Here is a 13,834-nt window from a genome sequence, read left to right as displayed (position 1 = left end):
CACGGTTTGCCGCGCGCTATAAGTCGGAGACGTCCACTTGCAGGAGAATCCCTTGAATCCGCGTTCACTAGCTCCAGCCTGTCTTTGCCTATTGCTGGCGTCGTCCCTGGTCCGCGCCGAGGCGCTCCCGGCAGTCGACAAGCAGACCTGGCACTTCAACGAGAAGATCGAAAAACAGTTCGGGTATGCGAGTGCCGTCCGGGTGGGCGACACCTTGTACGTCTCCGGCATTCCGGCCTCGGGTGACATGGCGTCCGCGCTGGAGCGCGTCTACAAAGGCTTGTCGGCCGTGCTGGCGGCGCATGGTCTCGACTACCGTCACGTGGTCAAGGAGACCCTGTTCGCGACGAATATCGATGCGGTGGTCGCCAACCTCGAGGTGCGCAAGCGTTTCTATCAGGGTGAGACGCCGGCGGCCAGCTGGGTCCAGGTGGATCGCCTCGTGATGCCGCAGGCGGTGCTGGAAGTAGAAGTGATCGCCGTCTTCCCGAAAGCGGCGACACCGGCCGCCGTCCGGTAAAGCTTACTGGCAGGCGCGCAGCTCGACGCCGGCGAAATCGTCGGCGATGCCGGCCACGCGGCTGCGTTCCTCGGCAGTCAGGTCGCGGAACTGCCAGGTGGCGCGCGTGCCTTGCGGGCCGCGCGGCAGCACGCGCACGCCGCGGACACCCTGTTTCCCGAGCGCCGTGACGAGGCTTTGCGCCGCCGCCTCAGTCTTGAACACGCCCAGCGAGACCGCCCACCTGAGCGGCGAGTCGCCCTGCATCACGAAGAAGTTCTGCACGCCTTTTTCCTTGAGCTCGGCCACGCGGCGGTCGGCGCCTTCCTTGCCGCCGTTCGGAGGCAGGTAGACCAGGTGGCTGGTGACTTCCTGGAAGGGCACGCTGGTACGCGTGGCGCGTGCGCCCAGGTCGAGGCGGGCGATGCGCGTCTCGAAGCGGCGCGCATCGGAAGCGGCGAAGGCGCCGGCCTGGGTGCAGTCGACGGTCTCCAGCGCCGGCGGGACAGGGGCGGGGGCTGGTTCCTGCACGAGCAATGCGGCCGGCGCCGCGGGCGTTTGCGCGGCCGCGCGCGCCTCGGCCGGGCTCAGGAGCACCATGCGCTCGGCCGCCAGCTGGTTCTTCAGGCGTTCCGGTTCGCGTTCGCCGCCCGCGGGCTTGCCGAGGTAGCCCTGCGCATAGGCGAACAGCGCCGCGTTCAGCGCCACTAGTACCCAGAATACGAATTTCAACAAGTGGGTTCTCCGTTCATTCGGCGGCCGCCGCGTGCAGGCCGACCAGCACGATGTTATCGACCAGCCGGCAGGAGAACTTGAGGACCGGCGCGATATACGGCGCCGCGCCGCCGGAGAGGATGCAGGCGGTGGCGCCATGGGCCGCGCAGGCGCGCTCGATGGCGCCGGCCTGGGCCGACAGAACGCCCGAGACGATCGCATCGTCGGTATTGTCGCCGAAGACCGGTGGCGGGGCGGCTCCCGGCGTCACCTGCGGCAGCTGGGCGGTATTACGGGCCAGCGAACCGGCCATCAGGGCCAGGCCCGGCAGGATCATGCCGCCGATGAAGCGGCCGTCGCTGGTGATGGCATCGACCGTGGTCGCGGTGCCGCAGGTTGCCACGATCAGGTCCTGGCCGGGCGCCAGCGCGCGCGCACCGATGGCGGCGGCGAAGCGGTCGCAGCCCAGCTGTGCGGGATTGCGGTAGCCATTGCGCAGGCCGGCGCGTTCCTCGCTGGAGGCGAACCACTCGACCGGCGAGCCTGTGGGCAGGGCCGCGCCGATGCGCTCGCGCAGGGCCGCACCGGCCACGTTGGAGACGATCGCGCGTGCCACGCCGGCGCTGCGCCAGACGTCTGCGGCGCCATCCAGGCCGGCGTGCGACACGGCGTCCGCTTGGCTCCAGTCGCCCAGGGCCGCGCCGGGTGCGGCCAAGGCCCACTTGATGCGCGTGTTACCGGCGTCGATCAGCAGCAGCATGCTTACTCCTTCACCCGCAGCGAGACGTCGCCCGCCAGCACCGTGGTGCGGCCTTCTACCGTGTCGAGCAGCAGCCGGCCGGTATCGTCGACGCCGGCGGCCAGGCCTTCCTGCAGTACCTGGCCATTGTCGAGGATGACCACAAGCTGGCCCTGCCAGGCATGGCGCAGGTTCCAGCGCGCGCTGAAGGCGGCGAAGCCCTGGCGCGCGAACAGGCGCAGCGCGTCGGCCAGCGCGTCGAGCAGGGCGGCCATCAGGACGTCGCGCTCCATGCGCGCCAGCCATGGCGCGCCGGCGGCGCTGCGGCCGAGCCGCGCTTCCACCTCGTCCGGCATGATCAGGTTCAGGCCGATGCCGATCACGGCCCAGGTGCCGCCGTTTGGTGCGGACTGGGTCTCAATCAGGATCCCGGCCAGCTTGGCGCCGTCCTTCAGCACGTCGTTCGGCCACTTCAGCTGGACCTGCACGCCGAGCGCGGCCAGCGCATCGCCCAGCGCCACGCCGATGGCGAGCGGCAGGCCGGCCAGCGCCGAGGGGCCACCATCGAACTTCCACGCCAGCGAGAAGGTGAGCGAATTCTCGCTCGACGAGAGCCAGCTGCGTCCCGCGCGGCCGCGGCCGGCGCTCTGGTGCTCGGCGACCAGCAGCAGCGGCTCGCTCAGTTGCGCAGCACGGGCCAGCAGGTCGGCGTTGGTCGAGCCGGTTTCAGGCACGACTTCGACGCGCACGCCGGCATGCGACAAGGAGGCGATACGGTCGGCGTTCATGCTTCCCCCTGGCGCTGTTTGGTGGGTGCGCGCGAGAACGCGGCATCGAACAGGGCATTGGGCAGCAGGCGCAGCAGCTTGGCGACGACGCCCATCTGCCAGGGCAGCACGCGGTAGCTGGCGCCGCGTGCGATGACATCACGCGCTTGCGCGGCGAAGCGTTCGGCCGGCATCAGGAAAGGCATGGGAAAACGGTTGTTGCGGGTCATGGGTGTATCGATGTAGCCGGGGACGATGGTCACCACCTTGATGCCGGAATCGCGCAGTTCCAGGCGCAGCGATTCGCAATAGCTGTGCACGGCCGCCTTGGAGGCGCAGTAGGCGCCGGCGCCGCGCATGCCGCGCACGCCCGCCACGCTGCCGATGCCGACCAGGCGGCGCGGACCCTGCTGCTGCTTCATGGACGCGATGAAGGGGGCGAAGGTGGCGACCGTGGCGTTCAGGTTGGTGGCGAATACGGCGTCGAACACTGCCAGGTCGGCCGGGCGCTCGGTCAGCGTGCCGTAGGAGATGCCGGCGCAGGCGATGACGATGTCGGCGCCGGCGTTGGCGGCGATGAAGTCGTTCGCGGCGCTTGCCACGGCCACGTAATCGGTGACGTCGGCCGCATAGATGCGGTGGCGTTCGGGGAAGGGCAGGCTGGCAGCGAGTTCTTCCAACAGGGACTGGCGCCGCGCCAGCAGGCCGAGGGTGGCGCCGCTCGCCGCGTATTCGCGCGCAAGCGCCGCGCCGATGCCGCTCGAAGCGCCGGTGATGAATACCCGGCTAGGCGCCGTCACTTCTTGTCCGCTTTGGCCCGCGCCACCAGCTGGTCCATCACCTGCAGGGTGCCGGCCAGCGCGGCTTCGCCCGGCGTGCCGGATTCCGACACCATGCCGGGCGAGGTCAGGAAGCGGCCATCGATCGCGATCATCGGCCAGTGGGTGATGCGGTAGGACTCCATCATGGATTGGGCGCGGCGCACCTTGGCCTGCACGCCGAAGGAGCGGTAGGCGTCGATGAACTTGGCGCGGTCGATGCCGGCGCGGCTGGCCCAGTCGAACACCTGCTCGTCCTGCGCCAGCGGCAGGCGGTCGACGTGCATCGCGGCGAAGGCCTTGCCGTGGTACTGCTCGAGCAGGCCGAGCGATTCGAGCGTGAAGAACAGGCGCTGCTGCGGCGCCACCTGGGCTCCGCGCGGCACGTGCACGCGGCGGAACACGATGTTGTCGCCCTGCTTCTTCACCCACTCGGCCAGCTGTGGCTCGAAGGCGTAGCAGTGCGGGCAGTAATAGGCGAAGAACTCGATCACCTCGACCTTGCGCCCGCTGTCGGTCGGCTGCGCTTCCGGCAAGGCCTGGTATTCGGCGCCTTCCTTCGGTGAAGTCGGGGACGCGGCGGCGATGCCGGATGCGGCGAGCAGGACGGCGGATAGAAGCAGGCGGCGAAGCGGGTTCATGCGGGTTCCTCAGGTTGGAAACGAATCAGCGCTGGTTGCGGACGATGGCCACGTCGATGCCGCTGTCGAGCAGCTTGGCGCGCGCCTTGTTCATGGCTTCCGGTGCGTTGTATGGGCCGACGCGTACGCGGTGCAGCACGCCGCTGTCGGTGCTGCGGTCGCTGATCGCGGCTTCGAAGCCGAGCAGCGCCAGCTTGGCGCGGGTGTTCTCGGCGTCCGACATCTCGCGGAAGGCCCCGGCCTGCAGGTAGTAGATGTAGCCGTCGCTGCCGGCGGGCGCCGGCGCCGCAGCCGCGGCGGGAGCGGCCGCTGCCGCCGGCGCTGCAGCCGGCGCGGCAGGAGCGGCGACAGGCGCCGCCTGCTCTTTCTGCATGCCGGCGATGGCCTGGCCGAGTGGATCGGCTTCGGCCGCGGCCGGCGCAGGCGCCGGCTTGCTGGCGCGCTCGGCGATCTCGCGGCTCGCTTCGCGCGCGGCGTCGCGGTTGCCGTACAGCGGCTTGTTCGGATCGTTCGCCTGGCTCGGCTCGAGGTCGGCCGGGCGGCCCATCTTGGTCGAGCGGTCGGTGAAGGGCGACTGGCCCTTGGTGATCACGAGCGCGACCGCCACCGCGATCCCCAGGCCGATGATCAGGCCGATGATGATGCCGGTCAGGGTGCTGCCGCGCTGGCGCAGCGGGGAGATGTGTCGGATAGCGGTCATCTTGCGATTACTCTTGGGTGTCAAGTGGGGCACGTTCCATCTTGCTTGGGGCGGACACGCCGATCAGGGCCAGGCCGTTGCGCAGCACCTGGCGGGTGGCCAGGGCCAGCGCCAGGCGCGCCAGCTTCAGCGGCTCGTTATCCTCTAACAGCCACTTGTGTGCGAAGTAGTAGCTGTGCAGTTCGCCGGCCAGTTCGCGCAGGTAGAAGGCCACGTGGTGCGGGCTCAGTTCGAGCTTGGCGCGCTCCAGCATTTCCGGATAGGCGGACAGCTTGGCCAGCAGGCTCGCTTCGTGCGGCTCGGTGAGCAGCGACAGGTCGGCGTTGACGAGTTGCGCTTCATCGCCGCCCCAGTTGGCAAGCGCCGAGCAGATGCGGGCGTGGGCGTACTGCACGTAATACACCGGGTTCTCGTCCGAGGTCTTGAGTGCGACGTCGACGTCGAACACGAACTCGGTGTCGGCCTTGCGCGAGATGAGGAAGAAGCGCACCGCGTCGCGGCCGCGCGTGACGTCGCCATTGCCCGACCATTCGATCAGGTCGCGCACGGTGACGTAGGAGCCGGCGCGCTTGGAGATCTTGACCTCTTCGCCGTTCTTCATCACGGTGACCATCTTGTGCAGCACGTAGTCGGGATAGCCCTGCGGGATGCCGATGTTCACCGCCTGCAGGCCGGCGCGCACGCGCGCGATGGTGCCGTGATGATCACTGCCCTGCACATTGATGGCCTGGTCGAAGCCGCGGCGGAATTTCTGCATGTGGTAAGCCACGTCCGGCACGAAATAGGTGTAGCCGCCGTCCGACTTGCGCATCACGCGGTCCTTGTCGTCGCCGTAGTCGGTGGTCTTGAGCCACAGCGCGCCTTCCTGTTCGTAGGTGACGCCGGCGTCGACCAGGGCCTGCACGGCCTGCTCGACCTTGCCGTCCGCGTACAGCGAGGACTCGAGGTAGTAGTTGTCGAACTTGACGCCGAAGGCCTGCAGGTCCTGGTCCTGCTCGTTGCGCAGGTAGGTCACGGCGAAGCGGCGGATCGACTCGATGTCTTCGACGTCGCCCGAACCGGTGGCGGGCTGGCCGTCGCTGGCCGAGACGGTCTTCTTGGCCAGGAAGTCGGCGGCGATGTCGGCGATGTAGTCGCCGTTGTAGGCCGCCTCGGGCCACTCGGCATCACCCGGCTTGAAGCCCTTGGCGCGCGCCTGCACCGAGGTGGCCAGGGTCGCGATCTGCACGCCCGCGTCGTTGTAGTAGAACTCGCGGGTAACCTCATGGCCCTGCGCTTCGAACAGCGAGGACAGCGCATCGCCCAGCGCGGCCTGGCGGCCGTGGCCGACGTGCAGCGGGCCGGTCGGGTTGGCCGACACGAATTCGATGATCGCGTGGTGGCCCTGGCCGGAAGTGCCGCGTCCAAAAGCGGCGCCCTGTTCGAGCACGGACTTGACCACCGACTGCTTGGCGCCCGCGGCCACGCGCAGGTTGATGAAACCGGGGCCGGCGACGTCGGCCGAGTCGATCAGGCCGGCTGCAGCAGGTTCGGCCAGCAGGGCCGCGACCAGGCGGGTGGCCAGTTCGCGCGGGTTGGTCTTGAGCGGCTTGGCCAGCTGCATCGCGATGTTGCAGGCGACGTCGCCGTGGCTCGGGTCGCGCGGGCGCTCGAGGACGACGTTCGGAGTAAGGTCGGTGCCGGCGACGATCGGCGCGAGGGCGGCCTGGAACAGGGCAACGATCTGTTGTTTTTGTTGGGCGAGCATGGGATGTCGATCTGATAAAAATGGCGGGCCTGCGGGGCAGGCAAACAGTGCCCATTATACTAAATTGGAAATGCGTGGTTTGGCCCCCCGCGCAATATGTTCGCATCGGCAAGCTTAAGCGGCCCCAAAGCCTTAGCCGTTACAATGGGCGCCATTTTCACCGTATTGATCCTGCCATGACCGACAAGCGCCCGACGCTCACCCTGAAACCCAAAGCCAAGCCCGCCCGCACGCAGGAGAAAGGTGCGCGTCCGGCGCGCCCATCCGACGCGCGGCCCGCGGCCAAGCCGGGGCAGGGCAGCAGCCAGGACGCCGGCCAGAAGCCGGTCTACCGCCCGTCGCCGGAGCGCGAGGCGGCGCGCCGCGAGCAGGCCGCACCGGCGGACCGGCCGCGCCTGCGCGAGAGTCATGAAGTGAAGGTCGCGCCGCAGCGCGATTACCGTCCCGACCTGAAGGCCGACTCGCTGGCCCTCGCCCTGCTGGGTGCGGCCAGCGCCGTGGCGCGCGTGCGCGCCGGCAGCGCGCTGCCGCAGGCCTTGAGCGCCGTATTTACCGCGTATGAGGTCACGCCGCAGGCGCGTGGCGCGATCCAGGACATCGCCTATCGCAGCATGCGCCAGCTGGGCCGCAGCGAGACCCTGCTCGGCCTGATGACGAGCAAGGCGCCGGAGCCGCCGATGCTGGGCGGCCTGTTGTCGGCGGCGCTGGCCCTGCTCGATCCGCCCGAGGGCTCGGCGCCTCCTTACGAGGCTTTTACCGTGGTCGACCAGGCCGTCAACGCGGCCGCCAGCCATCCCGATTTCGCCCACGCCAAGTCGATGGTGAACGCCGTGCTGCGCCGCTTCCTGCGCGAGCGCGAGGCCCTGGTGGCCGAGGCTGTTCGCCAGCCGCTGGCGCGCTGGAACTATCCACAATGGTGGATCGACAGCACCCGCGCGGCCTACCCGGCGGAGTGGGAACAGATCCTCGCGGCCGGCAACGCGCACCCGCCGCTGACCCTGCGCGTGAACGGGCGCCGTACTAGCGTCGCCGCTTATCGGGAGACGCTGCGCGAAGCCGGCTTCGACGCGCAGCAAGTGGGGCCGAGCGCGGTGCGCCTGGCCCAGGCCGTCAACGTCAGCCAGATCCCCGGCTTCCACGATGGCGTGGTGTCGGTGCAGGACGCCGGCGCCCAGCTGGCCGCACCGCTGCTCGACCTGCAGCCTGGCATGCGCGTGCTGGATGCCTGCGCGGCGCCGGGCGGCAAAAGCGGCCACATCCTGGAGATGGCGGATGTCGAGCTCACCTCGGTGGACGCCGATGCCCAGCGCCTGGCGCGCGTCGGCGACAACCTGGGCCGCCTCGGCCTGCAGGCCAAGCTGATCGCGGCCGAGGCGCAGGAGACCGGCTGGTGGGATGGCCAGGCCTTTGACCGCATCCTGGCCGACGTGCCCTGCACGGCCTCCGGCATCGTGCGCCGCCACCCGGATATCCGCTGGCTGCGCCGCAAGTCGGACACGCTCCAACTTGCAACACTTTCCAGCAAAATCCTCGACAACCTTTGGCAGATGTTGCTGCCCAATGGTAAATTGTTGTTTGTGACATGTTCGCTCTGGCCCCAGGAATCGGAGGCGCAGGCTGCCGCTTTCGCGGCGCGCCATGATGCCATCCGCCTCGACGCGCCGGGCCAGCTGCTGCCAGCCAGCGGTGCCGGGCAGGATCATGACGGCTTGTTTTACGCCCTGTTCCAGAAAAAAGCGGCGTAATGGTCTTCCCGACACAATAAAAGGCTTCGGCTACAGATAAGGCTCCGGCTCACCCGTGACGTTACGATTTTTCTGCATCCTCGCTTGCCAGCTGCTGCTGGTCTTCGCGTGCACGCAGGCACGGGCGGCGGACGTCATCGACATCACCAAGGCCGAAATCCAGGCCACCGAAGAAGGCTACCGCCTCAACGCCGCCTTTGCATTCGACCTGAACCACGAGCTGCAGGACGCGGTGCAGAACGGCGTCAAGCTGCACTTCACCACCGAGATCGAGATGACGCGCCCGCGCTGGTGGTGGCGCGACGAGAAGGCGGTGCTGTCCAAGCGCACCATCGGCATCTCCTACGACGTGCTCACGCGCCAGTACATCGTCGCGATCGGCGGCAGCGTGCCCCAGCCTTTCAATTCCCTGGACGATGCGTTGTCCCTGATCCGGCGCCCGGCGCGCTGGCTGATCGCGCCCAAGGACGCGCTCAAGCGCGGCGAAACCTATAACGTCTCGCTGCGCATGTTCATGGACCGCGACTTCCTGTCCAAGCCCCTGCAGGTCAACGCCATCAACGACTCGAGCTGGCGCCTGGCCTCCAACAAGAAGACCTTCCTCTACCGTGCGGAGTAGGGCGCATGCTCGCTAGATCGGTCGGCAAATCGGTCAACCAGGCGCTGCGCTACGCCCTCGTGGCCGGCGGCGCCATCGTCTCGATCCTGCTGTTCGTGCTGGCATCGGCTTCCGAGAACTCGGGATTCTTCGACCGCTACTACACCTGGCTGCTCGGCCTGAATGCCGGCATGGCGGTGCTGCTGCTGGTGCTCGTCATCGTGGCGCTGGCGCGCCTGTATTCGCGCTACAAGGCCGGCAAGTTCGGCTCGCGCCTGGTGGCCAGGCTGGTGCTGCTGTTCGCCTGCATCGGCATCCTGCCGGGTCTCCTGATCTTCATGGTCTCGGTGCGCTTCGTCTCGCACTCGATCGAGAGCTGGTTCGACGTCAAGATCGAAGCCGCGATCACCTCCGGCATCAACCTCGGCCGCGCCGCGCTCGACGAGGCGGTGGCCGAACTGGGTGCGACCGGACAGACCGCCGCCGCCACCCTGGCGGGCCAGGACGCGGTGGCGGTGCAGGGCATCCTGACGCGCCTGGTCGACGAGGTCAGCGGCCTGCAGAGCGCCATGCTGCTGACGGCCGACGGCACCGTGCTGGCCTCGGCGGCCCAGGACCGCAACACGAATCTGGACAAGGACCGGCCCTCGCCGGCGATGCTGAAATCGGCCGCGCTGCCGGGCGGCTACGCCAGTCCGGAAGGCACCGGCGGCGATTCGGTGGACGACCCCAACGCGCTCGACGCCGTTACCGGCCTGCGCCTGAGGGTGCTGCTGGCGGTGCCCGAAGCCCACGGGGTCGGGCCGCGCTACCTGCAGCTGCTGCAGGCGGTGCCGGTCAACCTCGCGTCGAATGCGGTGGTGCTGCGCAGCGCGCGCGACGAATACCAGTCGCGTTACCAGGAGCGCAGCGGCCTGAAAAAGATGTACGTCGAGACGCTGACGTTGACTTTGCTGCTGGCCATTCTCGGGGCGATCGGCAGCGCCTTCCTCATCGCCGGCAACCTGGCGCAGCCGCTCTTGGTGCTGGCCGAGGGCACCCAGGCGGTGGCCGAGGGCGACCTGTCGCCGCGCCCCACGGTCGAGACCAATGACGAACTGGGCACCCTGACGCGCTCCTTCAATGCCATGACCGGCCAGCTGTTCGAGGCCAGGAGCGCGGTCGAGCGCAACCGGGCCGCGCTGCAGAACGCCAAGGCCCACCTGGAGTCGGTGCTGGCGAATATGTCGGCGGGCGTGCTGGTGCTCGATGCCGAAGGGCGGGTGGTGAACTCGAACGACGCCGCCTACCGCATCCTGCAGGTCGAGCCGGGTGCGCTGGCCGGCCCGCTGGCCAGCATCGCCGGCCTCGAGACCTTCTACAACTGCGTCACGCGCGCGATCTCGGCCCAGAGCGCGCAGAGCGCGGCCGGCAGCGCGGCAAGCGGGGACCGCCGCCGGCGCGCCCACTGGCAGCAGCAGATCGAGATCCCGCGCCGCGGCAGCGGCGACGAGCATGACCACGACATCACGCTGCTGGCGCGCGGCTCGCGCCTGCCGGTCGGGACCGGCAGCGGCTTCATCGTGGTGTTCGACGATATCTCGGACGTGATCTCGGCCCAGCGCTCGGTGGCCTGGGGCGAGGTGGCGCGCCGCCTGGCGCACGAGATCAAGAACCCCTTGACCCCGATCCAGCTGTCGGCCGAACGCCTGCAGATGAAGCTCGAAGCGAGCCTGCCCGCCCCGGAGGCCGAACTGCTGAAGAAGAGCACCACCACCATCGTCAACCAGGTCGATGCCATGAAGCGCATGGTCGACGACTTCCGCGACTACGCGCGCACGCCGCCGGCGGTGCTCGAGCCGCTCGACCTGAACGGCCTGATCGACGAGATCCTGCAGCTCTACCTGACGGGAGATGCGTCCGACGTCATCCACGCCGCGCTGGCCACGGGTCTGCCAAAGGTGATGGGCGACGCCACCCAGCTGCGCCAGGTGATCCACAACCTGGTGCAGAACGCGCAGGACGCGCTGGCCGACCGCGGCGCGGGCGCGCCCAGCCCGCGTGTGGACGTGACCACCGAGGCGATCCACTACGAAGGCGCGGACGGCGCCGCCGGCACCGCGGTGCGCCTGGCGATCACCGACAATGGCCCCGGTTTCTCGCCGCGGATCCTGGCGCGGGCCTTCGAACCCTACGTCACTTCCAAGGCGCGCGGCACCGGCCTGGGCCTTCCGATGGTCAAGAAGATCATCGACGAACACGGTGGCCGGATCGATATCGGGAACCGCGCGGACGGATGTGGCGCGTCCGTATTCATTTTGCTGTTAAAGTTAGCTCCCGAGGCGAACTTGGCCGAAATATAATAGGCGCACAAAATCTCCATAGGCGGAAAAGCACGATCAGCGGACACGCAAGGACGGGTAAAGAGATCAGGAAGGCAGACAGATGGCGAACATACTCGTAGTTGATGATGAAATGGGCATTCGGGAGTTACTCTCGGAAATCCTGGGCGACGAAGGCCATGCCATCACCTTGGCGGAAAATGCGCAGCAGGCGCGTGAGGCGCGCGCCGCCGGCGCGCCCGACCTGGTGCTGCTCGATATCTGGATGCCGGATACCGACGGCGTCACCCTGCTCAAGGAATGGCAGCGCGACGGCCTGCTCACCATGCCGGTCATCATGATGTCCGGCCACGCCACCATTGACACCGCCGTCGAAGCGACCCGCATCGGCGCACTGAACTTCCTCGAGAAGCCGATCGCCCTGCAAAAACTGCTGAAAGCAGTGCAACAGGGCCTGACCCGCGCGCAGGAAGTGGCGCGCGCGCCCCTGGTGCCGCCGCGTCCGGTGGCAGCCGCCGTGCCCGTGACCGACAGCGGCGTCATGCCGACGGCTGCGGCCCCGATGTTCGCGCCGCCGGTGCCGCAGATGGGCAATGGCTCGCGCATGGTGCATGCGATTTCGCAAGGCGAGGGCACCGGCTACACGCTGTCCTTTGACCTGCCGCTGCGCGAAGCGCGTGACGCCTTCGAGCGCATGTACTTCGAACACCACCTGGGCCGCGAAGGCGGCAGCATGACCCGCGTCGCCGAGAAGACCGGCCTCGAACGCACCCACCTGTACCGCAAGCTCAAGCAGCTGGGCGTCGAGCCGGGCAAGCTGGCCAAGAAAGGCGCCTGATTGCCTGATGCGCGCGAACGCGTCGCGACCACCCTGGTCACCGGCGCTTCCGCCGCGGCGCGCGAAGCGGCGATCGCTGCGCTGCTCGAGGCGCAGCCGGCAGCGCCGGACCGCTTCCACGCGGTCATCCTCGAAGGGCTGGCTTCCGGCGCTTCACCTATCCTAACAAACTCTTCTGTCAGACTTGTCCGACTCGCAGCCGGGTGTGTGTGCTGCACCGGCAACCTGGTTTTGCGTGTAACATTAAATCGTCTGTTGCGCCAAGGGCCGGAGCGTCTGTTCATCGGTTTGGCCAGCAGCGAACACCTTGATCAGTTGCGATCGTGGCTGCAAGAAGCGCCATACGATCAGCTGTTGGCCCTGAATCCGACCGTGTGCGCCTGATGCCTTTGCTCACTCGGGCGCACTTGAAATCGGTACAGCAAGCCCCACCTCTTAACCGAAGTGATCAGCCAAGCGCCTGCCGCCATGTGCTTGACTGACACGAATCTGATCGAGAGAAGGAGTCCCATCATGAACATGATCTACAACAGCGAACAGTACAGCGTCGTCGAATTTGGCGTTGATCGCGAGCTCGAAGCCCTGCGCTTCGGCGGCTACGAGATCGTCGACAAAGCCGGCCGGCGCGAAGCGTTCATCGGCGGCAAACTGGCTCAATCTTTCCGTCGCGATGTGAACAACCTCATCGCAAGCGAGCCGACCATGGAAGAAATCGACGACTTCCTGGGTTCCTATGACACCCTGATGAGCCAGCCGGTCGTGCTGCACTAATCCATCAGGTCCGACGCCGCTATCGATTCGAGGGATAGTGGCGCCGCCACCGGCACCTCTGGCGTGGTAAGCTGCGCGCATGTGCCAGCTCCTCGGAATGAACTGCAACGTCCCCACGGACATCGTTTTCTCCTTCACCGGCTTCGCCCATCGCGGCGGACGCACCGACACCCACCATGACGGCTGGGGCATCGCATTCTTCGAAGGCAAGGGCGTACGCCACTTCGTCGACCACCAGGCCGCCATCGATTCGCCGATCGCCGAGCTGATCAAGCGCTACCCGATCAAGTCCACCAACGTCATCGCCCATATCCGCAAGGCCACGCAAGGCCAGGTCGCGCTCGAGAACTGCCACCCGTTCGTGCGCGAGATGTGGGGCCGCTACTGGGTGTTCGCCCACAACGGCGACCTGAAGGACTTCGCGCCCGCACTGCACGGACCGTTCCGCCCGGTGGGCAACACCGACAGCGAACTGGCCTTCTGCTGGCTGATGCAAAGCCTGCGCGACGAATTCGGCGACGGTTCGAGCGGCAGCGCGCCTTCGCTCGCCGAACTGCGTGCGGCGCTCGAGCGCCTGGTACCGCAGGTAGCCGCGCACGGCACCTTCAACATGATGCTGTCCGACGGCACCGCGCTGTTCACCCACTGCTCGACCAAGCTGTGCTACATCGTGCGCAAATACCCGTTCGCGCAAGCGCACCTGTCGGACGAAGACCTGTCGGTCGACTTCTCGGAGGTGACCACGCCGCAGGACCGGGTTGCCATCATCGTCACCGAGCCGCTCACCAAGAACGAGACCTGGACCCCCTTCGCGCCCGGGGAACTGAAGCTGTTCGTGGATGGCTTGCCACAGTGATGGCAAGGTGTTAATGTTTCTGCAATAAATTAATGCCAGAATGCCACCAGACCAGATGGATGCGGTAAAGTACGTATGTT

At 67.6% G+C, this 13,834-nt stretch carries 15 protein-coding genes; 8 read left to right on the top strand and 7 right to left on the bottom strand.

What is annotated here, in order from left to right:
- Window positions 1-91 precede the first annotated feature (91 nt).
- Window positions 92-520, top strand: a complete 429-nt coding sequence (locus GV068_RS06340) for a RidA family protein (protein ID WP_159696531.1) — start codon at window positions 92-94, stop codon at window positions 518-520.
- 3 nt (window positions 521-523) lie between these two features.
- On the opposite strand, the gene GV068_RS06335 is transcribed toward GV068_RS06340, so the two are convergent.
- Genes GV068_RS06335 through argS form a run of 7 tightly spaced genes read right to left on the bottom strand, consistent with a single transcriptional unit; the run spans window position 524 to window position 6,625 of the window.
- Window positions 524-1,234: an SPOR domain-containing protein gene (locus tag GV068_RS06335; RefSeq protein WP_159696530.1), complete on the bottom strand. Its 711-nt coding sequence runs from the start codon at window positions 1,232-1,234 to the stop codon at window positions 524-526.
- A gap of 13 nt (window positions 1,235-1,247) precedes the next feature.
- Entirely contained in the window at window positions 1,248-1,973 is a 726-nt protein-coding gene (locus tag GV068_RS06330) for a type III pantothenate kinase (RefSeq protein WP_159696529.1), read from the bottom strand.
- Between the two features lie 2 nt (window positions 1,974-1,975).
- A complete protein-coding gene (locus GV068_RS06325; RefSeq protein ID WP_159696528.1) occupies window positions 1,976-2,740 on the bottom strand; it encodes a biotin--[acetyl-CoA-carboxylase] ligase in 765 nt (254 codons plus the stop codon).
- A complete protein-coding gene (locus GV068_RS06320; RefSeq protein WP_159696527.1) occupies window positions 2,737-3,519 on the bottom strand; it encodes an SDR family oxidoreductase in 783 nt (260 codons plus the stop codon). Before GV068_RS06320 ends, GV068_RS06325 begins: the two co-directional genes overlap by 4 nt.
- A complete protein-coding gene (locus GV068_RS06315) occupies window positions 3,516-4,178 on the bottom strand; it encodes a thiol:disulfide interchange protein DsbA/DsbL (protein WP_159696526.1) in 663 nt (220 codons plus the stop codon). Before GV068_RS06315 ends, GV068_RS06320 begins: the two co-directional genes overlap by 4 nt.
- A 25-nt stretch (window positions 4,179-4,203) precedes the next feature.
- A complete protein-coding gene (locus tag GV068_RS06310) occupies window positions 4,204-4,878 on the bottom strand; it encodes an SPOR domain-containing protein (protein WP_159696525.1) in 675 nt (224 codons plus the stop codon).
- A gap of 7 nt (window positions 4,879-4,885) precedes the next feature.
- Entirely contained in the window at window positions 4,886-6,625 is a 1,740-nt protein-coding gene (gene argS, locus GV068_RS06305; protein ID WP_159696524.1) for an arginine--tRNA ligase, read from the bottom strand.
- Between the two features lie 176 nt (window positions 6,626-6,801).
- Here argS and rsmB point away from each other — a divergent pair, with 176 nt between their 5' ends.
- The 7 genes from rsmB (at window position 6,802) to GV068_RS06270 (ending at window position 13,754) form a co-directional block, all read left to right on the top strand.
- Window positions 6,802-8,370 carry a 16S rRNA (cytosine(967)-C(5))-methyltransferase RsmB gene (gene rsmB, locus GV068_RS06300; protein WP_229463801.1) on the top strand — a complete coding sequence of 523 codons (1,569 nt, stop codon included), beginning with the start codon at window positions 6,802-6,804 and terminating at the stop codon, window positions 8,368-8,370.
- 55 nt (window positions 8,371-8,425) lie between these two features.
- Entirely contained in the window at window positions 8,426-8,989 is a 564-nt protein-coding gene (locus GV068_RS06295) for a DUF4390 domain-containing protein (RefSeq protein WP_159696523.1), read from the top strand.
- A 5-nt stretch (window positions 8,990-8,994) separates the two neighbouring features.
- A complete protein-coding gene (locus tag GV068_RS06290) occupies window positions 8,995-11,310 on the top strand; it encodes an ATP-binding protein (RefSeq protein WP_159696522.1) in 2,316 nt (771 codons plus the stop codon).
- 82 nt (window positions 11,311-11,392) lie between these two features.
- On the top strand, window positions 11,393-12,127 hold the full coding sequence (locus GV068_RS06285) for a response regulator (protein WP_159696521.1): 735 nt from the start codon (window positions 11,393-11,395) through the stop codon (window positions 12,125-12,127).
- Window positions 12,128-12,511: a GTP-binding protein gene (locus tag GV068_RS06280; protein WP_159696520.1), complete on the top strand. Its 384-nt coding sequence runs from the start codon at window positions 12,128-12,130 to the stop codon at window positions 12,509-12,511.
- A gap of 129 nt (window positions 12,512-12,640) precedes the next feature.
- Complete coding sequence (locus GV068_RS06275; RefSeq protein WP_159696519.1) at window positions 12,641-12,898, top strand: DUF3567 domain-containing protein; 258 nt, start codon at window positions 12,641-12,643, stop codon at window positions 12,896-12,898.
- Between the two features lie 79 nt (window positions 12,899-12,977).
- Window positions 12,978-13,754, top strand: a complete 777-nt coding sequence (locus GV068_RS06270; protein ID WP_159696518.1) for a class II glutamine amidotransferase — start codon at window positions 12,978-12,980, stop codon at window positions 13,752-13,754.
- Window positions 13,755-13,834 lie beyond the last annotated feature (80 nt).

The sequence above is a fragment of the Massilia sp. 9I genome (assembly GCF_902506415.1).
Classification (GTDB): domain Bacteria; phylum Pseudomonadota; class Gammaproteobacteria; order Burkholderiales; family Burkholderiaceae_D; genus Telluria.
This window is presented reverse-complemented; position numbering and strand designations above follow the sequence as displayed.